The following is a 21,491-nucleotide window of genomic DNA, read 5'->3' on the forward strand; positions in this document are numbered from 1 at the left end:
GACTACGACGCTCCGGTAGATCCAACGGCCCGCACCAGCGGCACCGATCGGGTCAGAGCGGATGCCGCGACACCGACCGGCACCGGCGTGTCAGCAAGGATTCGACGCACGATGTCGTCGATCACCGGACCGCTGTCCTGGTGGTGGTGGCCGAGCGCCCGGCTGGTGGGGACCAACCGATGGCCGAGAACGGCCACGGCGAGCGAGTCGATGTCGTCGGGCAGCACGTAGTCCCGACCGTTCAAGGCCGCCTGGGCCTTCGCCGCACGGATGAGTTGCAGGGTCGCGCGCGGGCTGGCCCCGAGACGCAGGTCGCGATCGTCGCGGGTGGCCCGCACCAGATTGACCGCATACTCCTTGACCGCACCGGAGGCGAAGACTCCTCGCGCCGTGAGCATCATGTCGCGCAGGGTCTCCCCCGACACCACGGCCGAGATCAGTGCGAGCGGGCTGTGCGTGTCGCGCGAGTCGAGCATCGCGAGCTCAGAGTCGGGGTCGGGGTACCCCATGGAGATGCGGGCCATAAACCGGTCCCGCTGCGCTTCCGGAAGGGCGTACGTCCCTTCCATCTCGATCGGGTTCTGGGTGGCGATGACGGTGAACGGCAGCGCCAGCGGGTAGGTGACGCCGTCGACGGTGACCTGGCGTTCCTCCATCGATTCCAGTAGCGCCGACTGGGTTTTCGGACTCGCCCGGTTGATCTCGTCACCGATGACGATGTTGGCGAACACCGGGCCTGGCTTGAATTCGAACCGACGCTCGGCCTGATTGAACACCGACACCCCGGTCACATCGGAGGGCAGCAGGTCGGGGGTGAACTGAATTCGCCCGACCGTGCAGTCCACTGAGCGGGCGAGAGCTTTGGCCAGCATGGTCTTGCCGACGCCGGGCACATCCTCGATCAGCAGGTGCCCCTCGGCCAGCAGAACGGTCAGGGCGATCTGCACGGCCTCGTGCTTACCATCGATGACCGTTTCGACGTTGCGCATGATCGCGCGCCCGGCTTCCTGCAGTTCGCTCAGGTCAACCATTGTGTCAGAGTCATTCGACGGAACCGACGCGAGTTCCGCCCTGCTTGAATCGGTGGAGGAGCGAGTCGGTTTGAGGTTCATACCCGCGAACGCTCCAGATATTCCGCCACGGCCCGAGGCACGTAGGGCGAGACATCGCCGCCGAGACCGGCCACCTGGCGTACCAAGGAGCTGGAGACGTGGGCGTTGGCCGGGTCGGGCAGTAGAAAGACCGTTTCTACCGCCGCCAGATTGCGATTCACGATCGCCATGGGCGTCTCGTAGGCCACGTCAACCTGCGAACGGATGCCCTTCACCAGAACGCTCGCACCGACATCCATGCAGTAGTCGACGAGCAGACCCATGCTCCAGCTGGCGACCACAATATTGGTCGGGAGCCCGGCTTCTCTGATGGCCTGTTCCAGCAGCGACACGCGCTGGCTGATCGGCAACAGGGCCGATTTGTCGGGGTTATGCACCACGAGCACATGGAGCTCGTCGAACAGGCCGGCCGCGCGATCGATCACGTCCAAGTGGCCCAGGGTGACGGGGTCAAATGATCCAGGGACAACGGCGATCCTGCGCATGATCACACCCTACTGCCAGACGCTGACGGAACGCTGCCCGATGCATCCGCTTTGCGTGGACATAATCAGCCTTTGTTGAGCCAGCTGCGTTCGGAATCGTTCAGGCGGCGCGCGATCGCATCGCGCAGGGCCGCATTGGTACGGATGCCCGGATCGCCCGTCACCAGATGGAAGGCCGCCTGTCGCACCTCCGCGATCAGGTCACCGTCGACTGCGACCCGCAGGAAACGCAGTTTCGAGCCGTCACCCGATTGCAGATCGCCGAGCACGTTGCCTTCGCGGCGCAGGGCGAGGTCGAGCTCGGCGAGCGCAAAACCATCAAGCGTCGCGGCGACATCGCCGATGCGCTGGCGGGCCGGCGACCCAGTGCGGGAGGTGGTGACCAACAAGCACAACCCCGGCACGGGCCCGCGCCCGACGCGACCGCGCAACTGGTGCAGCTGAGATACGCCGAAACGATCGGCATCGAGCACCACCATGGCCGAGGCGTTCGGCACGTCGACACCCACCTCGATGACGGTCGTGGCCACGAGAACATCGATCTCACCGGCGGCAAACGACCGCATAATGGTGTCTTTCTCGTCGCTCGTCATACGCCCGTGCAGGGCCTCCAGACGATAGGGGGTGAGCGTCGGTACGCCGCGCATGCCTTCGAGGACCTCTTCCACATTGAACAGCGGGCCGGACTTCTCTCCGTGCGACGGTTCGATTCCGACCAGGTCAGCGGGGACTTCCTCAATTTCTGCCGGAGAAATCGCCGGACAGACCACGAAGCCCTGACGCCCGAGGGCGAGCTCCTGCGCCAGGCTCGCCCATACCCGCCCGAACAGGGCTCCGTTCTCGCCCATGGGCACCACGACACTGCGGATACCCTGGCGCCCGGAGGGCAGCATTCGAATGGTACTCACGTCGAGGTCGCCGAACACTGTCATGGCGATCGTGCGCGGAATGGGCGTGGCCGTCATGACCAGTACGTGCGGCGGTTGCGCGCCCTTCAACCTCAGGGTTTCGCGCTGGTCGACGCCGAACCGGTGCTGTTCGTCGATGACGATCAAACCGAGGTCGAAGAACGTCACGGTGTCGCTGAGCAGGGCGTGGGTGCCGATCACGATGCGCGACTGACCCGACACTGTGCGGAGCAGTGCCTTACGCTTCTGAGCGACCGGCAGCTTGCCGGTCAGTAGTGTCGGCATAAGTTCGGCCGCGAGGTCAGGGCCCAGAAGCGTCGTTATCGACCGCAGATGCTGTGCAGCCAGCACTTCGGTAGGTGCCAGCAACGCCGTCTGGCCCCCGCTGTCGGCCACGGCGAGCATGGCCCGCAGGGCAACAACGGTCTTGCCCGAACCGACCTCACCCTGAAGTAGCCGGTTCATGGGGCCAGACCGGGCCATGTCGCTGGCGATCTCGGCCGCACAGGTTTCCTGGTCGACCGTCAGTACGAACGGCAGGGTCGCGTCAAAGCGTTCGAGGTACCCGCCAGGGGTGGACACGCGCGGCCGGGTTCGGCGTTCCCGCGCGAGACTGTGCCGCTGCATGAGCGCGCACTGCAGTACCCAGGCCTCGGTGAACCGCAACGTCTCCTCCGCGGCCATCCACTGTTTTGGATTGTCGGGGCTGTGAATCCAGCGGATGGCCTGAGTGTGGTCGAGCAGACCGTGTTCGATCCGCATGTCTTGGGGAACCGGGTCGGGCAGGTTACCCACGCGTTGCAGGACCTGGTCAATGAGGGTCTGCAGGGTCCAGCTCGGCGCAGCAGCGGTAGCCGAGTAGATCGGAATGAGCGGCTTGAGCATCAACTGCAGGGAGGGGTTTTCGCGTGCCTCGTCTTCTTCGGTTTCGAAGGTTTGATAGGTGGGGTTAGCCAGTTGGCTCCCCCCCTGGTAGTGGCGAACCTTGCCGGAAAAGCTGCCGCGCAAGCCGGGCCGAAGCTGCTTGAGGCGCCACTCCTGGCTGTTCTTTCCGAAAAACGTAAGCGTGAATTGACCCCCGCCGTCGGAAATGACCACCTCGACGATCGTGCCGGGCCGCGATGACATGCGCTTCTCGTGTACAGAGATGATGTCGGCGATAACCGTGATGTTGGCGCCGGGCGTGAGCTGGTTGAGCGGCCGGAGCACCTCGCGGTCTGCGTAGTCGCGCGGGTAGTGGCTGAGCAGGTCATTGACGGTCAAAAACCCGAACGCCTTTGCGAGTGCTGTCGCTTTGAGTGCACCGAGGGCAGTTTTCAGGCTGCTGTCGGGCGTGAGGGGTGCAAGCTGGGGTGCGGGCAGGGAACCCTCGTTGAATTCGGGGCCACTGGCAGCACTCGAACCGGTCATGGTTCCATCGTAAACCGGGCCTCTGACACGGCAGCTAGGCTCGATACGTTATGACGCGAATTATTTCCGGGTTTGCCGGCTCCCTGACTTTGGCGGTTCCGAAATCGGGCACCCGGCCGACCAGCGACCGGGTGCGCGAGGCCATCTTCTCGGCACTCGACTCTCGCGAAGCCTTGCACGGCGTGCGCGTTCTCGACCTGTACGCCGGATCGGGCGCTCTGGGACTCGAAGCAGCGAGCCGCGGGGCGCGAGTGGTGACGCTGGTCGAGAACAGTTACGGCGCGGCGGCCATGTGCCGCAAGAACGGCGAGGCCGTGCAGCGGTCAGCCCCGAAAGGTGCAGAACTGAAGATTACGGTGTCGTCACAGGCCGTGCAGTCGTTCCTGGCGGCCACCAAGGACGGCTTCGATGTCGTCTTCATCGACCCGCCGTATGACCTCACCGAGGTTGAGCTCGGGCACAATCTGAGTGCGTTGGCCCCGCTCCTGGCCGACGACGCGCTCGTGGTGCTGGAGCGCAGTTCCCGCTCGCCCGAGCCGGAATGGGGTCCCGGGCTCGAGCTCGATCGCCGCAAGGACTACGGCGACACGACCGTCTGGTATGCCTCTCCACCTGAACTGAATTAGCCCGCCGCGCCGTCCCAGCCTCGATAAGGGTCCCAGCCGCCCTGATCGTGCGGGGCACCGTCGACGGTGATCATGCCCGCGTTCGAAGCGGATGCCGCCACAACCGTTCCGAGGCGCCGAAAGCCCGCCGGCAGAACGGCGTCCGGCGGGAAAGTTGCCAGCAGCCCGTGGTCTTCGCCGCCTCCAAGTGCGACCTCGATGCGGTCGCCCAGGCTCGCGGAGTCAAAATCGATGCCCACTCCGCTGGCACGCGCGATGCGCCCGGCGTCGATGGCGAGACCATCGGACAGGTCGAGCATGGCGGTTGCGCCGGCGAGGGCTGCGATCGGTCCGCTCGCAATCGGCGGCACGGGGGCGAGCTGAGCGGCCACTTCGGTAGGGTGCGCGAGCTTGAGCGCGTTGGCGCGGTCAATGTTGGGTACTCCGTTGGCGTCGACGCCCAAGCGAAACAGCAGCTCGAGACCGCGACCGGCGTCGCCGAGCAGCCCGCAGAGCGATACAACGTCGCCGGGGCGCGCGCCCGAGCGCAATACGGGGGCACGGCCCTCCAAGTCGCCGAACGCCGTCACGGCCAGCGTGAGGGCGTCTGACGCGGACAGGTCGCCGCCGACCACCCCGCAGCCGGGCGCCAGCGCCTCGCAGCAGTCCCGCAGCCCGTCGGCGATGCCCTCGAGCACCGCCACGGGCGTCGACGGCGGCGCCGCAATCGCTACGACGAGGGCGGTCGGTCGGGCACCCATTGCCGCAACGTCGGAGAGGTTCGTGGCCGCGGCTTTCCAGCCGAGGTCATGCGGCGTCGACCAGGCCAGACGAAAATCCGGGCCCTGAATCATCATGTCGGTCGTCACCACGAAGCGTCCGTCGGGCGCTGCGATGACCGCAGCATCGTCACCCGGGCCGAGCAGTTGCGCGGCTGCGGTCGGCAGCCGCGGGAAGATTCGGCCGAGTACGGCGCCTTCGCTCAGGTCGGCGAGCGTTTCGGCGGCGGCGGTATGCGGGGCTGAACGCGGGGCATCCGCAGCGGTTGTCATGTAAGAAACGGTAGCCTGAATACGATGTCTCACCCATTCCTGCTCCTGCGCTTCGCTCCCCGTCGTTCCGTCGCCATCGTCACCGCGCTCGCGGGCTCACTGCTGCTGGCCGGCTGCGCGGCCGCCGTGCCGCTCACCCCGGCCGCCGATGCCACCAACGTGGCCTGCGCCGACGTGATCGTGCACCTGCCGTCCACCGTCGCCGACCAGCCGTCACGCGAAACCAACGCCCAGGCGACCGGCGCCTGGGGCGACCCGGCAGCCGTACTGCTTCACTGTGGCGTGACGGTGCCCGGGCCCACGACCGAGCCCTGCCTGAACATCAACGGCATCGACTGGATCGAAGATGACTCGGACGCCCCGACCTACCGGTACACGACCTACGGGCGCGACCCGGCCATCGAGGTCGTCATCGATTCCGAAGCGGTGAGCGGCTCGACGGCGCTGGTAGACGTGGCCAATGCGGTCGGGTATGTTCCGGCGACCGGCGCCTGTGTCGGCGCCGAAGACGTGCAGCTACCCACCGACGGGGCGACGACGGCGCCGTAGCCCCGTCTTATGAGGCCGCTCATGGCGATCGGGTCAGGAACCGTGGCGGGCGTGGGCGATGGCCACCGCGATGAGCTCGTGGATCAGCTCGGGGTAGGTGTAGCCGCTGGCCAGCCAGCAGCTCGGGAACATCGAGATGCTCGTGAAGCCGGGCATGGTGTTGATCTCGTTGATCACCCAGCCCGCCTGCGTGAGAAAGAAGTCCACTCGGGCCAGGCCTGCGCCGCCGATGGCTTCGAACGCCCGAATCGCCAGCCGTTGTACCTCGGCCAGCTCCTCCGCCGACAAGAGAGCGGGGCAGACCAGGTCGACCCCCGGTGCGTCGAGGTATTTCGCGGCGAAGTCGTAGAAGTCACGGCCGGTTACGACGACCTCGCCGGCCACTGAGGCGCGGGTCGGCTCCCCCGGGCGTCCCTGCAGCACTGCAATTTCGAGTTCGCGGCCGATGAGCCCGGATTCGATCAATACCTTGTTGTCTTGGGCGAGCCCCACCGTCATGGCCTCGGCCAGTTGCTCGGGCGTCGACACCCGACTGACGCCGACGCTCGACCCAGCACGCGCCGGCTTCACGAAGGCGGGCAGGCCGAGCTGTTCCAGGGCAGCGTAGCCCATCCCGGGCGCCTGCGCCCAGTCATCCGCTGTCAGGGTGCGCCACGGCGCCACCGGCAATGCCGCCTGCTGAAAGACGGTCTTGGCGAAGTGTTTGTCCATACCCAAAGCGGATGCCAGCACTCCCGACCCGACATACGGCAGGCCGAGCAGGTCGAGCATGCCCTGAATTGTGCCGTCCTCGCCGAACGGTCCATGCAAAATCGGGAATATGAGGTCGACCGAGCCGAGCGACCGCTCACCGGCGGCGTCGACGACGGTCAGTTCCCGGGTCGACCCGCTCTCGGGCCAGCGCACCCGGGTGCCGTTGTCGGCGACCACGGGCAGAGCTGAGGCGTTCAGGGCGAACTTGGCCGGGTCGTTGTCTTCCAGCACAAACGCCCCGTCACGGGTGATTCCCACCGGAATGACCGTGTAACGATCAGGGTCGAGGGCTGCCAGCACTCCGCCCGCCGTTGCGCAGCTGATCGAGTGTTCGCTGGAACGCCCTCCAAAGAGAAGCACCACCGTGAGCTTGTCCATCGTCAAGTGTCCTTTCGCCCTGCGGTTCGCCGGAGTCTGTTGTGAGGTGCGGCGCAATGTCGCGGGGGTTGAGTGTGCCGTCGAGCACCTGACGTACCTGTTCGACGATGGGCATGTCGACGCCCTTGGCGCGGGCAAGCTCGAGAACGGGCTTTACCGAGGCGAGGCCTTCGGTGGTCTGCTGCATCTGCTTGACGACGTCGTTGATGCTGTACCCCTGGCCGAGCAGCCGCCCGGCCGTGTTGTTGCGGGACAGCGGCGACTGGCAGGTGGCGATGAGGTCACCGAGACCAGCCAAGCCGGCCAGCGTCTCGGCCTGAGCGCCGTAGGCCACCGCGAAGTCGGTCATTTCGACCAGTCCACGGGTGATGATCGACGCCTTGGTGTTTTCGCCAAAGCCGACGCCGTCGACGATGCCGATGGCCACCGCGATGAGGTTCTTGAGCACGCCGCCGAATTCGGTGCCGATGACGTCGGTGTTGATGTAGGAACGAAAATAGCGGTTGGTCGCCAGTTTGGCCACGGCCTGCGCGGTCTCCAGGCTCACCGAGGAGACGACGGCCCCCGTGGGTTGTTCCTTGGCGATTTCGAGCGCGAGGTTCGGCCCGCTGATCGCGGCAATGCGAGCGGGGTCGATGTGCAGCACCTCTTCGATCACCGTGCTCATGCGCATACCGGTGGAGCGCTCGACGCCCTTCATGAGCGAGATGACGATCGCGTTCGCGGCCAGGTACGGTTCGACCTGTTTGAGGTTCTCCCGCAGGGACTGGCTGGGCACAGAGACGAAGACCATTTCGGCGCCGGCCAGTGCCAGGTCGAGGCGACTCGTGGCGCGCAGGCCCACCGGCAGGTTCACGCCGGGCAGGTAGTCGCTGTTGCGGCGGGCTTCGGAGATTTCTCGGGCCAACTCGGGGCGGCGGGCCCACAGAACGACGTCGGCGCCGCCATCCGTCAGAATCTTGGCGAAGGTGGTTCCCCAACTGCCAGCACCGAGAACGGCCACCCTGGTGCCTGGTTGGATCTTGGGCAGCTGGGGGGTTCTAGGCTTCAAAACGGCCTGTCTCTTTCTGGTTGTGCTCCGACGGGTTCCAGCGCTTGACCGGAGCCTTCTCGCCGCGCAGGTCTTCGAGCAGCGCCGTGATGGCGACCATCACGACCGCTGTCGCCTCGTTGAGCGTGGCAGTGTCGAGGCTGCGCCCCCGAAACTGGGAGAGGTCGAGCGGGTCGCCGATCTTCACCGTGATGGTTTTGCGCGGAAACAGACTGATCTTCTTGGAATACCGCGGCATCAGCTTCTGCGTACCCCAGTGGGCGGCCGGCACGATCGGAATGCCCTGTTCGAGCGCGATGCGCACGGCTCCGGTCTTGCCGCGCATCGGCCACAGTTCGGGGTCACGGGTGAGTGAGCCTTCCGGGTAGACGACCACGATCTGGCCTTTTTCGACCAGGCGCTGGGCGGCCTTGACCGGTTCGCTGCCGCGCACCGATCCGCCGCGCTGCACCGGAATCTGGCCCGATTTGGTCAGTACCCAGCCGATGACCGGAATCTTGAAAACGGATGCCTTGGCCAGAAACCGCGGCAGCCGCCCCAGCTTCCAAGCCACGACTCCCATGACCACTGGATCGATCTCGCTGTAGTGGTTCGGCGAGAAGACGAACGCACCGCTGCGCGGAAACTTGTGCGCGTCGATGATCTCGTAGCGGGCCGCGAGGTTCATCACCGGCAGGATCAGCCCGGCAAGAATCCAGAACGCGCTCGGCCGGCTCTTTTCCGAACGGATTCGGGTCGGCGACGGCGGAGACTCGGGGGTTTCTGGCACGTCGTTGTTTTCAGGCACGCGCCTATTATCCTTCGAGATCGAAGTCCGCCCCCAAAAGCCGCAGCTTGCCGATGAAGTTCTCGTAGCCTCGGCTGATGATTCCCACGTTGCTGACCGTACTGGTGCCCTCGGCGCTGAGTGCCGCGATCAGGTGGCTGAAGCCGCCGCGCAGGTCGGGCACGACGATGTCAGCTCCGTGCAGCTTCGTCGGCCCGGTGATGACAGCTGAGTGGTTGAAGTTGCGCTGGCCGAACCGGCAGGGGTGGCCGCCGAGGCATTCCTTGTGGATCTGAATGGTCGCGCCCATTTCCACCAGGGCGTCGACGAAGCCGAACCGCTGCTCGTAGACGGTCTCGTGCACGATGGAGGTGCCGTGCGCCTTGGTGAGGGCGATGACGAGCGGCTGCTGCCAGTCGGTCATGAAGCCGGGGTGAACATCCGTTTCGATGATGACGGGCTTCAGGTCGCCGCCCGGGTGATAAAAGCGAATGCCGTCGTCGCAGATATCGAAAGCGCCGCCGACCTTGCGGAAGACGTTGAGGAAGGTGATCATTTCGGGCTGGCGGGCGCCGCCGACGAAGATGTCACCGTCGGTGGCGAGGGCGGCAGCAGCCCAGCTGGCGGCCTCGTTGCGGTCGAACAGTGCGCGGTGGTTGTAGCCCATGAGGCGTTCAACGCCCTCGATGCGAATCACGCGGTCGGTGTCGACCGTGATGATGGCACCCATCTTCTGCAAAATATTGATGAGATCCATGATCTCGGGCTCGATTGCCGCGCCCTTGAGTTCGGTGATGCCGTCGGCACGCACCGCGGTGAGCAGCACCTGCTCTGTGGCCCCGACGCTCGGGTACGGCAGTTCGAGCTTGGCGCCCTTGAGACCGTTCGGTGCCGACATGCGGATGCCGTTGGGCTGCTTCTCGACGACCGCACCGAACTTGCGCAGCACCTCGAGATGAAAGTCGATCGGGCGATCGCCGATGCGGCAGCCGCCGAGGTCGGGGATGAACGCCTCGCCGAGCCGGTGCAGCAGCGGTCCGCAGAACAGGATCGGGATGCGGCTCGATCCGGCGTGGGCGTCGATCGCGGCGAAGTGCGCGCTCTCCACGTCAACCGGGTCGAGGATGAGGGTTCCATCTTCATCACCCTCGGTGACCTTGACGCCGTGCACCTCCAGCAGCCCGCGAACGATCCGAACATCGCTGATATTCGGAACGTCCTTGAGTACGCTGGGGGTTTCACCGAGCAGGGCAGCGACCATGGCCTTGGTGACGAGATTCTTCGCCCCCTTCACCTCGATGCGACCGACCAGCGGAATGCCGCCGCGAATGGTGATCTTGTCGGCGGTGAGGCCAACGGCTGCCCCGTGGTTCTGGGCACTCCCGCGTTCGTTCGCGTCGTCGTGCTGCCGGGCGTCGTTCAAATTCTTCGCTTCTTGATCACGCCGGGCTTCGCTGAGAGTGCTCACAAAAATACCTGTCTTCGTGTTACTTGGAGATTGATTCCGGCGACAGCGCGGGAAGGGTTCGGGGCAACCATGGCTCTCGCGTCGCTTCGAATTCATTGATCCGCGCTTCGTCACGCAGGGTCAGACCGATGTCATCGAGACCTTCGAGCAGCCGCCATCTAGTGTAATCGTCGATTTCGAAATTCACGGTCAGATCCCCGACACGCACTGTTTTACTCACCAGATCCACGGTCAACTCAACGCCAGGATCGCACTCGAGAAGGTTCCACAGGGTTTCGGCGTCCGCTTCGCTGATCTGGCCGGCGAGCAGGCCCTGCTTGCCGGAGTTGCCGCGAAAGATGTCGCCGAAGCGGGGGCTGAGCACCACGTCGAAGCCGTAGTCGCGCAGGGCCCACACGGCGTGTTCGCGGGAGGAGCCGATGCCGAAGTCGGCGCCGGCGACGAGCACGCGACCGCCCTGGTATTCCTTTTTGTTGATGACGAAGTCCGGGTCGAGGCGCCAGGCAGCGAACAGCGCGTCTTCAAAGCCGGTGCGCGTGACGCGCTTGAGGTGCACGGCCGGGATGATCTGGTCGGTGTCGACGTTGGAACGGCGCAGCGGCACCGCAACTCCGGTGACGGTGGTGAATTTCTGCATGCTACTGATCTCCATCCTGAACGAGGTCCCACGGGCTCGAGAGCGTGCCGCGAACGGCCGTGGCGGCCGCGACGAGCGGGGACACCAAATGGGTACGCCCGCCCTTACCCTGTCGTCCCTCAAAGTTTCGGTTGCTGGTCGAGGCGCAGCGCTCTCCGGGTTCGAGCTGGTCGGGGTTCATTCCGAGGCACATCGAACAGCCGGCGAACCGCCATTCGGCGCCGAAATCGAGGAAGATCTTGTCGAGTCCCTCGGCTTCGGCCTCGATGCGCACCCGGGCGGAGCCGGGAACGACCATCATGCGCAGTCCCTCGGCCTTGGTCTTGCCCTTGATGATCTCGGCGGCGGCGCGCAGGTCTTCGACCCGGCTGTTCGTGCAGGAACCGAGAAAAACTGTGTCGACCCGAATGTCCTTCATCGGGGTGCCGGCCGTGAGGTCCATGTATTCCAGGGCCCGCTCAGCGGCCGAACGCTCGTTGGCGTCGATGATGTCGGCGGGGTTCGGGACGGATCCGCTCAGGGACACGCCCTGACCGGGGTTGGTTCCCCAGGTGACGAATGGCTCGAGCTCGTTGGCGTCGATGATGACCTCCGCGTCGTAGCTCGCGCCCTCATCGGTGGCCAGGGTCTGCCAGTAGGCGACAGCGGCATCCCAGTCAGCGCCGCGGGGCGCGTGGGCACGTCCTTCGAGGTAGTCGTAGGTCACCTGGTCGGGGGCGACCATGCCGGCGCGCGCGCCGGCCTCGATCGACATGTTGCAGATGGTCATGCGCCCCTCCATGGAGAGGGCGCGAATGGCCTCACCACGGTATTCGAGCACATAGCCGGCTCCCCCGCCGGTGCCGATTTTGGCGATCACGGCGAGGATGATGTCCTTCGCGGTGACCCCGGTGCGCAGGGCACCGTTGACCGTGATGGCCATGGTCTTGAACGGGTTTAGCGGCAGCGTCTGGGTGGCCATGACGTGCTCGACCTCGCTCGTGCCGATGCCGAGCGCCATGGCACCGAAGGCGCCATGGGTGGAGGTGTGCGAGTCACCGCAGACCACGGTGATGCCGGGCTGGGTCAGGCCGAGCTGCGGGCCGACGACGTGCACGATGCCCTGCTCGATGTCACCGAGAGAGTGCAGGCGCACACCGTACTCGGCGCAGTTGCGACGCAGGGTCTCGATCTGGGTGCGGCTGGTCAGGTCGACGATGGGCTTGTCGATGGCCAGCGTCGGCGTGTTGTGGTCTTCGGTAGCGATCGTGAGATCGGGACGGCGCAGCGGTCGATCGGCCAGGCGCAGACCGTCGAAGGCCTGGGGGCTGGTGACCTCGTGCAGCAGGTGCAGGTCGATGTAGATCAGGTCGGGCGTGCCGTTCTCGCCCTTGGTCACGAGGTGCTTGTCCCAGACCTTCTCGGCGAGCGTGCGCAGGCCGGTGCTGGAATATTGTTTCGAAGTGGGTATTACGTTGGGCATTTTGAGCGTCTTCCTCACGAATCGATGGCAGCCACGCCGAACTCCGCGACGAGGGAGGCCTCAGGACAGGGACTCGTCGCGGCACAGAAGAAGTCGGCTCACCACGGATTCAGGGTAACACCTCGTCCAGCCGCCTGCCTCGCCAGCGGTCAGTCGAACGCCGACGCCACGTAGACGACGCTCACGTTGTCACGCCCGCCGTGCTCGATGGCCTCATCGACGAGAATGTCGGCGACGCTGCGTCCGTCGACATCCAAACGGATGTCCATGGCCAGGACCCGCGCGATCGCCTCGTCGTCGAGTTCCTTGGTCAGGCCGTCGGAGCAGATCAGAAAGGACTGCTCCCCCAGGGCCGGAAGCAGCCAAACGTCGGCATCGACGAATTCGTCGGCGCCGATCGCGCGGGTGATGACGTTCCGCTCCGGATGTTTCTCGGCGTCTTCGGTGGAGATCAGGCCGGCGTCGACCATTTCCTGCACCGCGGAGTGGTCGACCGAGAGCTGACTCAGAACCCCGTCGGTCCAGGTGTAGATGCGTGAATCGCCGACGTTGAAGGCCATCCAGTGGTAACCGACATCGTCGCCGGCGTCGACGAAAGCGATGCCGGCCAGGGTCGTGCCCGACACGGCGGTGCCGTAGTCGTCGGCTGCGCTGAGATCGCGCACGGCGTCGTTCGAGGAGTGGATGGCGTCGAGGATGCGCTCCGGGGTCGACGGCAGGTCGCGCGCGATGTGCTCGTCGAACACCCGCAACACGGTCTGGCTGGCGACCTCGCCCTGCGCGTGGCCGCCCATGCCATCGGCGACCAGAAAAACCGGTGACTGTGCCAGAAGGCTGTCTTCATTCACCGTGCGCACGCTGCCGACGTCGGTGCGTGCGCTGAAAAAGAGGCGGGCGGTGGCGGTGGAGAGTTCAATCGTGCTCTGCTGGTTCAGAGTCATGAGAACCCCCCGTTCGCCGGTGCCCGGCCTCTACTCGTCATTCCTTGGCGGTCGCCGAAATCTCCTCGGCCAGCGTGTGACCACGCTTCTTGGCATCGTGACGCGCCTTGATCAGGCTCGCGATGGTGGCCACGGCCATGCTACCGATGATCACACCGAGCGACGTCCAGGTGTCGATCTCCGGGGCCCACTCGATGTTTTCGCCGCCGTTGATGAAGACGACTTCGTTGGTGTGCATGGCGTGCAGCACGAGCTTGACGCCGATGAAAGCAAGGATGACCGCAATGCCGTACTTGAGGTATTCGAGCCGTTCGAGCAGTCCGCCGAGCAGGAAGTACAACTGGCGCAGGCCCATGAGAGCGAAGATGTTGGCCGTGAACACGATGAAGGGGCTCTGGGTGATGCCAAATATCGCCGGGATCGAGTCGAGCGCGAAGATGAGGTCGGTGGTGCCGATCGCGATGAACACGATCAGCATCGGGGTGAAGGCCTTTTTGCCATCGATCAGGGTTCGCACCTTGGAACCGTCGAATTCTGACGAGATACGGATGCGACGCCGCAGCAGCCGGATGACCGCGTTCTCTTTGTCCTCGGTTTCTTCCTCGTTGGAGAACGCCTGCTTGACGGCGGTGTAGAAGAGGAACGCCCCGAAGATGTAGAAGATCCAGGCGTAGCTTTCGATCAGCTGGGCACCCGCGAGAATGAAGATACCGCGCAGCACGAGGGCGATGATGATGCCCACCATCAGCACTTCTTGTTGGTATTTTCGCGGTACCGAGAACCGCGCCATGATGATCACGAAGACGAACAGGTTGTCGATCGACAGGCTGTACTCGGTGAGCCAGCCGGCGAGAAACTGCCCGGCATGCTCTGCGTCACCGAGCAGCAGCATGAGCAGGGCGAAGATCAGCGCCAGGGTCACATAGAACGCCACCCACAGGCCAGCCTCGCGCATACTGGGCACGTGCGGGCGCTTGTAGACGATGAGCAGGTCGGCAACGAGAATCAAGGTCAGAACGACCAGTGATCCAACTTCGAACCAAAGCGGGAGAGCGAGTTCCACGGGGGCCTTTCAAGAAATAACGGGAGTCGGGTGTTACAGAACCCGAAAGTCTCTCCCGCACCAATAGGACCCAAATGGAGCCAATCGATACCATCGCGACCGGGGCCCCGACAGCGCGGCCCGTATTGACGATCGCGATATAGAACCCGATCGGGCCCAGAGGGATACTCCCCTTCGCTTATGAAATTCTAACAGCGTAGCGGGCCCGCGCGCACCCGGTCCAGGATTCCCGGGTATGCCGGCTTCCTTACAGTTTGATGCGGCGTTGAGTCTTCCTAATGCCCCGTCGCAGGATCAGCAGGAGAACACCCGCATGCAGCAGCATGGCAGCGCCGCCGATCATCACGATGTGGTGCAGGCCGGCCGCTGTCGCCAAGGGCGAACGATGACACGGTCACGATGCGGCGGCGGCGACCTATAGTTGAAGGCTATGACCATGCACCGGGTTCGATGACTTCCGCAGAAAACGACCGTGCATACGTCCACTGGGCTCGGGAAGGCATTTCGGCCTCAGCACTCTGGCGTTCGGCCAATGGCGCGCCCGCCCCCTCCAGTGTCGTGCCCGTTGACGACACCATCACAGCGGATGCCGCGTATCGGCTGGCTTCGCAGGGCGTCGCCATGCTCTGGAGCGGGGACTTTCAGAACGCCCGCCAGATTCTGACGGCGCTCGAGCACCGTACTCGGCCACGTCCCGACAAATCCCAGCGCACGACCGGCGAGTTGTTCTACCGGTATCGGCAGAATCGTTCGCATCGGGCTCGGATCCTCGGCCTGCTGCTCGTTCCGATGCGGGCCGGCAATATCATCGAGTTGCGGCGCGCCCCCGACGTGGTCGCGGCCACGGTCGACGCCTATGGGAGCATCGCGGAGGAATCCGTTGTGTCGCTGCACGAGGTGCTCGGCACGATCGGAGCGCACCAGTGGCGCACTAAGGGCATTCCCGTTGCCGCGCTGAATGCGTCGATCTACCCCCACTACGGCACGTTCTTTCCGGTGCGCAGTGAATACGTCGACCTCGTCGCGACGGCTCCGCTGGCCGCGCCGAACCTCGCCTTCGACATCGGCACCGGAACCGGGGTGCTCGCGGCAGTGCTGGCGGCTCGGGGCGTGCCGCGGGTGATCGCGACGGATATCGAGTCGCGAGCCGTCGCATCCGCTCGCGAAACGATGGTGCAACTCGGGCTCTCCAAACGCGTTGAGGTTCAACTGACCAATCTCTTTCCGGCGGGGCGCGCCGATGTCATTGTGTGCAACCCGCCGTGGATTCCGGCGACCGCGCACTCGCTGCTCGACGCCGCGGTGTACGACCCCGGTTCGCGCATGCTCAAGGGCTTTCTGGCCGGTGTGCTTGACCATTTGCAGCCCGGGGGCGAGGTGTGGCTCGTGCTTTCCGATTTTGCCGAATTGGTGGGGCTGCGCACCCGCGACGATCTACTGACGGCCATCGAATCGGCCGGCCTGCGGGTGATCGAGGCACTCGACGCGCCCGCCGTGCACTCCCGCGCGACCGACACGAGCGACGCGCTGCACGCGGTGCGTGCGAACGAGGTCACCACGCTCTGGCGACTCTGCGCCAGCTAACCCAGCGCTGCTCATGTCCTGCGTCGGAAGTTCGTGCGAACCTGCATTCGCACTGGCAGTCGCGTTTTTCGATTCGCGAGCGGACGCGCGGCCTCCTAGAACAGCGGCCAGGGCACTGCGGACTGGCCACCGCGCGGGGCTGGAAACCGGGGCTCGGCGATCAAGTGATCGCAGCGTGCGGCCAGCTGCGCGATCTCGGGACCGGTGATCAACCCGGCGAGCGTGTCGCCGAGCTGGCCCGACAATTGCGAACGCACTCGTTCCACACCGGCCAACTCGTCAAGTGTGAGCTCCTCGCCCAACCATCCCCACAAGACCGTACGCAGCTTGTCATCGACGTGAAAGGTGAGACCGTGATCGACGCCATAGCGGTGGCCGTCTGGCATGGCCAGAATGTGGTCGCCCTTGCGATCGGCGTTGTTCACGACGATGTCGAAGACCGCCATGCGGCGCAGGGCCGCCGAATCTTCGTGGATGAGGGTGACGGCGCGGTCTTCTTCGTCCCGTCCGTCGAAAACCTGGCGCCAGCCGGCATCCGGTACAGCGGTGGTCAAGACGAGGTCGACCGCTGCCTGGTCCGGGTCGGAATCCTGCCAGAGCTGCACCATGCCAACACCGCCGGGTCCGTCGCGCAGCCAGGTACGCGGTACCACGTTCCAGCCGAGCGCTTCCGAGACCAGGTACGCCGCAGCCTCACGGTGGGCGAGGATTGCGCCCGGAAAGTCCCAGAGCGGGCGTTCACCGGCCATCGGTTTGTAGACGACCACGACTTCGTCGATGCGCCCGAGGAAGGTCGCATTGGACGCTGTGCGGATGCGGCCGGTGAGCTCGAGCTCCGCGGTGTCGAGGTCCGACCCCATCAGCTCAGCTGTCGCCGGGCAGGGCGCAGACGTGCCCGTCCGCATCGATGGGAGTGCCGCAGAGCGCGCAAATGGGGCGACCGGCCCCGACGACCTCGCGGGTACGCATGGCGAAGGCCTGCGCAGAACCCACCGGAATGCGCACCACGAGCATTTCCGCCGGTTCCCTGCTGGCCGCGTCGGGGTCGTCCTCGTCATCCACGAGCGGAAAGGCCTCAATCACGACCTGCGCGGTGCTCGCGTCCCAGCCCAGGGTCATGGTGCCGGTGCGAAACTGCTCATCGACCGGTTGCTCCAAGGGGTCGTTGTCGACCAGTTCGATCGGCGTGCTGGCCGGCACGCTGAACGAGTTGCACTCGTGCGCCGTCAGCTGCTCGAGCATCTCGTCGATCTTCTCGGCGAGCAGCTCAGATTGCTGTTTCTCGAGGGCGATGCTGATGATTTGGGCTCCGGTACGCACCTGCAGGTAAAACGTGCGTGATCCGGGCACGCCAACGGTGCCGACGACGACGCGATCGGGCCAGTCAAATTCGTGAACAATTGTGGGCATAAAACTATTTTAGGAGCGCAATGTCTGTGGCGCATCAGGTCCGGCCCCGCCGCCGACCGGCGCGTCGGCCGCGCCGACAGTCGTACGCAGCCAGGACAGGTCACCGGCGTCGGTATTGGTGGCGATGACGTTCGGGCGATGCGCCCCATAACGCACGATCGAAACCGAGGCCGGACCGACCGAAATGCGTTGAAACAGGTCAAGGTGCATACCGAGCGCGTCCGCCAGAATCGACTTGATGATGTCACCGTGGCTCACCGCGACCCACACGGCGTCCGGCCCGTGCTGCGTCTCAAAGATCGCGTCCTGGCGCCGGATCGCGGCAACCGACCGGGCCTGCATGGTCGCCATCGATTCGCCGCCGGGAAAAACGGCCGCTGACGGCTGCGTCTGCACGACCGCCCACAGTTTTTCCAGCGCAAGCTCGCTGAGCGAGCGGCCCTGCCAGTTTCCGTAGTCGCATTCGGTGATGTCCGCGTCCATCGAGCTGACCGGTGAACCGGCCTGGTGTCGAAGGATCAGGCGCGAGGTTTCCTGGCACCGTTCCAGCGGGCTGGAGACCACGCCGACCAGCGGAACCGCGGCGAGCCTTTCCCCCGTGCGGGCAGCCTGCTCGCGCCCGACCTCGTCGAGCCTGACTCCGAGGGTGCGTCCGGCGAGCATTCCGGTGGCATTGGCGGTGGTGCGACCGTGCCGCACGAGAATGACTGTGGCCATGACTACGAGCCTATACAGGCTGAAGCACTCCCTTAAACAAGAAGTGCCCGGCACCCCAGGAGAAGGCAACCGGGCAATTGTGACCCCAGCGGGATTCGAACCCGCGTTACCGCCGTGAGAGGGCGATGTCCTAGGCCGCTAAACGATGGGGCCGTTTTTGCAACTTACCGAGTATGCCACACAGTTGAGCGCACTTCCAAACTGAGCGCGCGCGGCGCGTCGCGACTGCTGCCAGCACCCTTCAAGAAGGCGGATGCTGTTGCGCCACGACTAAAATCGGGGTTAGCTCGGAGCATGAAACTGACCAAGCTGGAGCATGCCGCTCTCATCCTCGAACTCTCGGGCAAAAAGCTCTACATCGACCCCGGTTCGTTCACTACGGCGCTCACCGGAACGGCCGGCACCGTCGCCGTCGTGATCACCCACGAGCACGCTGACCATTGGACTCCCGAGCAGCTCACCCGCATCATCGAAATGAATCCTGACCTCAGCATTTTCGCTCCGGCCGGTGTCGCTCGGGCCATCGCGGCCTCCAGCCTCAGCGACACCCCGGTCACCATCGTCAAGGCCGGCGACGTCATCGAGGTCGCGCCGTTCACCCTGCGCTTCTTCGGCGCCACCCACGCGGTCATCCACGAATCGATCCCGGTCATCGACAACGTCGGCGTACTCGTGAACGAGGAGCTGTATTACGCCGGCGACGCCTTCACAATTCCAGAGGGAGTGGAGATCGGCACCCTCGCCGTGCCGGCCGCAGCCCCGTGGATGAAAATAAGCGAGGCGATGGACTTCATTTTCGCCATCAAGCCCAAGCGCAGCTTCCCCACCCACGAAATGCTGCTGTCCCGAGCCGGAAAAGACCTGTCCAACTCCCGATACGAGAACGTCACGAAGCTCGGCGGGGGCGAGTTCTTCCCACTGGAACCGGGCGACAGCCTCGATCTGTAGGCCGCGCCGCACCGGAGCATCCGCTCGGAACCGGCCCACCCACAGGCAACTTGCAGCAACTGCAAAATAGAGTGCAGTTACTGCAATTGTGGCCTGCTGGGCCACCAGAACCGAGGGAAACCGATGGACTCCGAGTGGGTAATTGATGCGCAGGGCCTGGAGAAATCCTACGGATCGGGTGCGAGCCGTTTCGATGCTTTGAAAGGGGTGTCCGTTCAGATCGCTCCCGGTGAGACCGTGGCGATCGTCGGCAAGAGCGGGTCAGGCAAGTCAACCCTGATGCACCTGCTCGCCCTGCTCGACGAACCCGATAAGGGAACCCTGCAGGTTACCGGCCAAGACGCCAAGTCGCTCTCTAAGCGCGCGGTGAACGAGCTGCGCAACAAGGAGTTCGGCTTCGTCTTTCAGCAGTTCTTTCTCACCCCCAACGTGAGTGTGCTCGACAACGTCATCCTGCCGCTCAAGATCGCCGGCATGGGCGGCAAGGAGCGCCGCAAGCGCGGCATGGACGTTCTCGAACAGCTCGAGCTGGCCGACAAGGCTGGCAACAAAGCCACGACCCTCTCGGGCGGTCAGAAGCAGCGCGTCGTGATCGGTCGCGCCCTCGTGAATGCCCCGCGCGTAATTTTCGCCGACGAACCCACCGGAAACCTCGACACCGCCACCGGCGCCGTCGTCGAAGACATTCTCTTCGAACTCAACCACAGCCAGGGAATCACCCTGGTCATCGTCACCCACGACGAGGACCTCGCCGCCCGTTGCGACCGTCAGATTTACATTCGCGACGGACTCGTCGTGTCGCAGACCACGTCAAACCACACCCATTCGCCCCACACCGGCGCCCATGCGCTGGTCACCCCGGAAGCTCAGACCACCGCCGGAGGCGCAGCATGAGAACCAAAGACCTCGTCGCCACCGCGATCTCCAATACCTTTCGCAGCAAGCTACGCACGACCCTGACCGTTCTGGCCATCTTCGTCGGTGCCTTCACGCTCACCCTCACCAACGCGGTCGGTGCCGGCGTCAGCCAGTATGTCGACGCCCAGGTGGGTGCCCTCGGCTCCCCCGACGTGTTCATCATCACGCAGGCCAGCGACGCCACCACGGCCGGCGACGGCCCGGTAAAGTACGACGCGGGCAGCTCAGCATCGGTCTCCAGCCAGCAGGGACCTCCCGGCACCACGACCAAGGCACTGACCGACACCGACCTTAACAAGATCGGCGACACCGCCGGCATCGTTTCGGTCGATCCGATCCGCGCTGTGCAGCCCGACTACATCGAATACGGCACTGGCACGCAGTACGAGTTCAGCATTAACGCCACCTCGGCCGTCACCACCGCCGACCTCACCGCCGGCGGGCAACTCGACGGCAGCGCCAGCGAGGCACAGCTTGTGCTGCCCGACACCTTCGTGACTCCGCTCGGATTCGCCTCGGCGGACGACGCAGTGGGGGCATCCGTTTCGATCGGAATCACCGATATTCTCGGCGAGAAGCACACCGTGAACGCCACAGTGGTCGGCGTTTCGTTGGAGAGCCTGCTCGCTGCCGGCGCCGGCGCGAACGACGCCCTGATCGCCGAATTAGCCGACGCGCAGTCCGGCGGCATCGAGACCGCGGTCACGAGCTACGGCGTGGCCGTCGCCCACTTCGACACAGCGCTGTCGGCGGATGGCGTGACCGCGCTCAAGGCCGACCTCGCCACCGAGGGCTACACCGCGAGCACCATCGAAGACCAGCTCGGCGCCGTGCAGACGGTGATCAACGGCATCGTCGGCGTGCTCAACGCCTTCGCCGTGATTGCCCTGATCGCAGCTGCATTCGGCATCATCAACACCCTGCTGATGAGCGTGCAGGAGCGCACCCGTGAGATCGGCCTGATGAAGGCCATGGGAATGAGCGGCGGCAAGGTCTACACGCTGTTCAGCCTCGAAGCGATCGTCATCGGCTTCCTCGGCAGCGCCATCGGTGCCGGCGTGGCTATCGGGCTCGGCTCCGTGCTGAGTGCTGTGCTGTCGCAAGGCCTGCTGTCGGGTCTACCAGGGCTGAACATCCTCCTCTTCGAGCCGACATCGGTGGCCTTCGTCATCCTGCTGGTCATGTTGATCGCGTTCCTCTCCGGCACACTGCCGGCCCAGCGCGCGGCCAAACAGAACCCGATTGAGTCACTGCGGTACGAGTAGCACCGACCA

Annotated in this window: 21 protein-coding genes and 1 tRNA gene; 6 read left to right on the forward strand and 16 right to left on the reverse strand. The window is 64.9% G+C overall.

What is annotated here, in order from left to right:
• Window positions 1-2 precede the first annotated feature (2 nt).
• From QMF22_RS14690 to QMF22_RS14700, 3 genes are all read right to left on the reverse strand, one after another.
• On the reverse strand, window positions 3-1,112 hold the full coding sequence (locus QMF22_RS14690; RefSeq protein ID WP_283454929.1) for an AAA family ATPase: 1,110 nt from the start codon (window positions 1,110-1,112) through the stop codon (window positions 3-5).
• Window positions 1,109-1,597: a pantetheine-phosphate adenylyltransferase gene (gene coaD / locus QMF22_RS14695; protein ID WP_283454931.1), complete on the reverse strand. Its 489-nt coding sequence runs from the start codon at window positions 1,595-1,597 to the stop codon at window positions 1,109-1,111. The genes QMF22_RS14690 and coaD overlap by 4 nt, the downstream gene beginning before the upstream one ends.
• Window positions 1,598-1,662: 65 nt before the next feature.
• Window positions 1,663-3,915, reverse strand: coding sequence for an ATP-dependent DNA helicase RecG (locus tag QMF22_RS14700; protein WP_283454933.1), 2,253 nt, complete (start codon window positions 3,913-3,915; stop codon window positions 1,663-1,665).
• 50 nt (window positions 3,916-3,965) lie between these two features.
• Here QMF22_RS14700 and rsmD point away from each other — a divergent pair, with 50 nt between their 5' ends.
• Entirely contained in the window at window positions 3,966-4,541 is a 576-nt protein-coding gene (rsmD, locus tag QMF22_RS14705; RefSeq protein WP_283454936.1) for a 16S rRNA (guanine(966)-N(2))-methyltransferase RsmD, read from the forward strand.
• Here the strand turns inward: rsmD and thiL are convergent.
• Entirely contained in the window at window positions 4,538-5,572 is a 1,035-nt protein-coding gene (gene thiL / locus QMF22_RS14710; RefSeq protein ID WP_283454937.1) for a thiamine-phosphate kinase, read from the reverse strand. The two genes, rsmD and thiL, sit on opposite strands and share 4 nt — an antisense overlap.
• A 24-nt stretch (window positions 5,573-5,596) precedes the next feature.
• On the opposite strand from thiL, the gene QMF22_RS14715 reads away from it, so the two are divergent.
• A complete protein-coding gene (locus tag QMF22_RS14715) occupies window positions 5,597-6,121 on the forward strand; it encodes a DUF3515 family protein (RefSeq protein WP_283454939.1) in 525 nt (174 codons plus the stop codon).
• 33 nt (window positions 6,122-6,154) lie between these two features.
• Here QMF22_RS14715 and QMF22_RS14720 read toward each other — a convergent pair whose 3' ends face one another.
• The 8 genes from QMF22_RS14720 to QMF22_RS14755 all read right to left on the reverse strand — a co-directional run bounded on the left by QMF22_RS14720 (window position 6,155) and on the right by QMF22_RS14755 (window position 14,640).
• Entirely contained in the window at window positions 6,155-7,252 is a 1,098-nt protein-coding gene (locus QMF22_RS14720; RefSeq protein WP_283454941.1) for a D-alanine--D-alanine ligase family protein, read from the reverse strand.
• Window positions 7,152-8,303 carry an NAD(P)H-dependent glycerol-3-phosphate dehydrogenase gene (locus QMF22_RS14725; RefSeq protein WP_283454943.1) on the reverse strand — a complete coding sequence of 384 codons (1,152 nt, stop codon included), beginning with the start codon at window positions 8,301-8,303 and terminating at the stop codon, window positions 7,152-7,154. The genes QMF22_RS14720 and QMF22_RS14725 overlap by 101 nt, the downstream gene beginning before the upstream one ends.
• A complete protein-coding gene (locus QMF22_RS14730; RefSeq protein ID WP_283455037.1) occupies window positions 8,293-9,033 on the reverse strand; it encodes a lysophospholipid acyltransferase family protein in 741 nt (246 codons plus the stop codon). The genes QMF22_RS14725 and QMF22_RS14730 overlap by 11 nt, the downstream gene beginning before the upstream one ends.
• Before the next feature lie 64 nt (window positions 9,034-9,097).
• Complete coding sequence (gene murA, locus QMF22_RS14735) at window positions 9,098-10,405, reverse strand: UDP-N-acetylglucosamine 1-carboxyvinyltransferase (RefSeq protein ID WP_283455039.1); 1,308 nt, start codon at window positions 10,403-10,405, stop codon at window positions 9,098-9,100.
• Window positions 10,406-10,556: 151 nt separating this feature from the next.
• Window positions 10,557-11,174 (reverse strand): 3-isopropylmalate dehydratase small subunit, encoded by a 618-nt coding sequence (gene leuD / locus QMF22_RS14740; protein ID WP_283454944.1) that lies wholly within the window; start codon window positions 11,172-11,174, stop codon window positions 10,557-10,559.
• 1 nt (window position 11,175) lies between these two features.
• On the reverse strand, window positions 11,176-12,636 hold the full coding sequence (gene leuC, locus QMF22_RS14745; protein WP_283454946.1) for a 3-isopropylmalate dehydratase large subunit: 1,461 nt from the start codon (window positions 12,634-12,636) through the stop codon (window positions 11,176-11,178).
• 149 nt (window positions 12,637-12,785) lie between these two features.
• A complete protein-coding gene (locus QMF22_RS14750) occupies window positions 12,786-13,577 on the reverse strand; it encodes a PP2C family protein-serine/threonine phosphatase (RefSeq protein ID WP_283454948.1) in 792 nt (263 codons plus the stop codon).
• 37 nt (window positions 13,578-13,614) lie between these two features.
• Complete coding sequence (locus QMF22_RS14755; RefSeq protein ID WP_283454951.1) at window positions 13,615-14,640, reverse strand: TerC/Alx family metal homeostasis membrane protein; 1,026 nt, start codon at window positions 14,638-14,640, stop codon at window positions 13,615-13,617.
• Between the two features lie 450 nt (window positions 14,641-15,090).
• Between QMF22_RS14755 and QMF22_RS14760 the strand changes: the two genes are divergently transcribed.
• Window positions 15,091-16,224: a methyltransferase gene (locus QMF22_RS14760; RefSeq protein WP_283454953.1), complete on the forward strand. Its 1,134-nt coding sequence runs from the start codon at window positions 15,091-15,093 to the stop codon at window positions 16,222-16,224.
• A 95-nt stretch (window positions 16,225-16,319) separates the two neighbouring features.
• Here the strand turns inward: QMF22_RS14760 and QMF22_RS14765 are convergent, their stop codons facing one another.
• The 4 genes from QMF22_RS14765 to QMF22_RS14780 form a co-directional block, all read right to left on the reverse strand.
• Entirely contained in the window at window positions 16,320-17,084 is a 765-nt protein-coding gene (locus tag QMF22_RS14765; RefSeq protein WP_502846966.1) for an SCO1664 family protein, read from the reverse strand.
• 4 nt (window positions 17,085-17,088) lie between these two features.
• Entirely contained in the window at window positions 17,089-17,634 is a 546-nt protein-coding gene (locus QMF22_RS14770) for a DUF3090 domain-containing protein (RefSeq protein ID WP_283454955.1), read from the reverse strand.
• A gap of 9 nt (window positions 17,635-17,643) precedes the next feature.
• Window positions 17,644-18,351, reverse strand: a complete 708-nt coding sequence (locus QMF22_RS14775) for a histidine phosphatase family protein (protein ID WP_283454957.1) — start codon at window positions 18,349-18,351, stop codon at window positions 17,644-17,646.
• A gap of 80 nt (window positions 18,352-18,431) precedes the next feature.
• Window positions 18,432-18,504: transfer RNA gene (locus QMF22_RS14780), tRNA-Glu, on the reverse strand.
• A 141-nt stretch (window positions 18,505-18,645) separates the two neighbouring features.
• Here QMF22_RS14780 and QMF22_RS14785 point away from each other — a divergent pair.
• From QMF22_RS14785 to QMF22_RS14795, 3 genes are all read left to right on the forward strand, one after another.
• On the forward strand, window positions 18,646-19,299 hold the full coding sequence (locus QMF22_RS14785; protein ID WP_283454959.1) for an MBL fold metallo-hydrolase: 654 nt from the start codon (window positions 18,646-18,648) through the stop codon (window positions 19,297-19,299).
• A gap of 123 nt (window positions 19,300-19,422) precedes the next feature.
• A complete protein-coding gene (locus QMF22_RS14790; protein ID WP_283454961.1) occupies window positions 19,423-20,193 on the forward strand; it encodes an ABC transporter ATP-binding protein in 771 nt (256 codons plus the stop codon).
• Window positions 20,190-21,482, forward strand: a complete 1,293-nt coding sequence (locus tag QMF22_RS14795; protein ID WP_283454963.1) for an ABC transporter permease — start codon at window positions 20,190-20,192, stop codon at window positions 21,480-21,482. Before QMF22_RS14790 ends, QMF22_RS14795 begins: the two co-directional genes overlap by 4 nt.
• Window positions 21,483-21,491 lie beyond the last annotated feature (9 nt).

Source organism: Cryobacterium sp. PH31-L1, assembly GCF_030063145.1.
In the GTDB taxonomy this organism is placed as follows: domain Bacteria; phylum Actinomycetota; class Actinomycetes; order Actinomycetales; family Microbacteriaceae; genus Cryobacterium.

Excerpts from the sequence above, each read along its gene's own strand:
- QMF22_RS14770 (WP_283454955.1), bottom strand. The coding sequence starts at position 17,634 with ATGCCCACAATTGTTCACGAATTTGACTGGCCCGATCGCGTCGTCGTC.
- QMF22_RS14720 (WP_283454941.1), bottom strand. The coding sequence starts at position 7,252 with ATGGACAAGCTCACGGTGGTGCTTCTCTTTGGAGGGCGTTCCAGCGAA.
- rsmD (WP_283454936.1), top strand. The coding sequence starts at position 3,966 with ATGACGCGAATTATTTCCGGGTTTGCCGGCTCCCTGACTTTGGCGGTT.
- QMF22_RS14690 (WP_283454929.1), bottom strand. The coding sequence starts at position 1,112 with ATGAACCTCAAACCGACTCGCTCCTCCACCGATTCAAGCAGGGCGGAA.
- leuD (WP_283454944.1), bottom strand. The coding sequence starts at position 11,174 with ATGCAGAAATTCACCACCGTCACCGGAGTTGCGGTGCCGCTGCGCCGT.
- QMF22_RS14715 (WP_283454939.1), top strand. The coding sequence starts at position 5,597 with ATGTCTCACCCATTCCTGCTCCTGCGCTTCGCTCCCCGTCGTTCCGTC.
- leuC (WP_283454946.1), bottom strand. The coding sequence starts at position 12,636 with ATGCCCAACGTAATACCCACTTCGAAACAATATTCCAGCACCGGCCTG.
- QMF22_RS14760 (WP_283454953.1), top strand. The coding sequence starts at position 15,091 with ATGACTTCCGCAGAAAACGACCGTGCATACGTCCACTGGGCTCGGGAA.
- coaD (WP_283454931.1), bottom strand. The coding sequence starts at position 1,597 with ATGCGCAGGATCGCCGTTGTCCCTGGATCATTTGACCCCGTCACCCTG.
- QMF22_RS14790 (WP_283454961.1), top strand. The coding sequence starts at position 19,423 with ATGGACTCCGAGTGGGTAATTGATGCGCAGGGCCTGGAGAAATCCTAC.
- QMF22_RS14750 (WP_283454948.1), bottom strand. The coding sequence starts at position 13,577 with ATGACTCTGAACCAGCAGAGCACGATTGAACTCTCCACCGCCACCGCC.
- QMF22_RS14700 (WP_283454933.1), bottom strand. The coding sequence starts at position 3,915 with ATGACCGGTTCGAGTGCTGCCAGTGGCCCCGAATTCAACGAGGGTTCC.
- QMF22_RS14765 (WP_502846966.1), bottom strand. The coding sequence starts at position 17,084 with ATGGGGTCGGACCTCGACACCGCGGAGCTCGAGCTCACCGGCCGCATC.
- QMF22_RS14775 (WP_283454957.1), bottom strand. The coding sequence starts at position 18,351 with ATGGCCACAGTCATTCTCGTGCGGCACGGTCGCACCACCGCCAATGCC.
- QMF22_RS14785 (WP_283454959.1), top strand. The coding sequence starts at position 18,646 with ATGAAACTGACCAAGCTGGAGCATGCCGCTCTCATCCTCGAACTCTCG.
- thiL (WP_283454937.1), bottom strand. The coding sequence starts at position 5,572 with ATGACAACCGCTGCGGATGCCCCGCGTTCAGCCCCGCATACCGCCGCC.
- QMF22_RS14795 (WP_283454963.1), top strand. The coding sequence starts at position 20,190 with ATGAGAACCAAAGACCTCGTCGCCACCGCGATCTCCAATACCTTTCGC.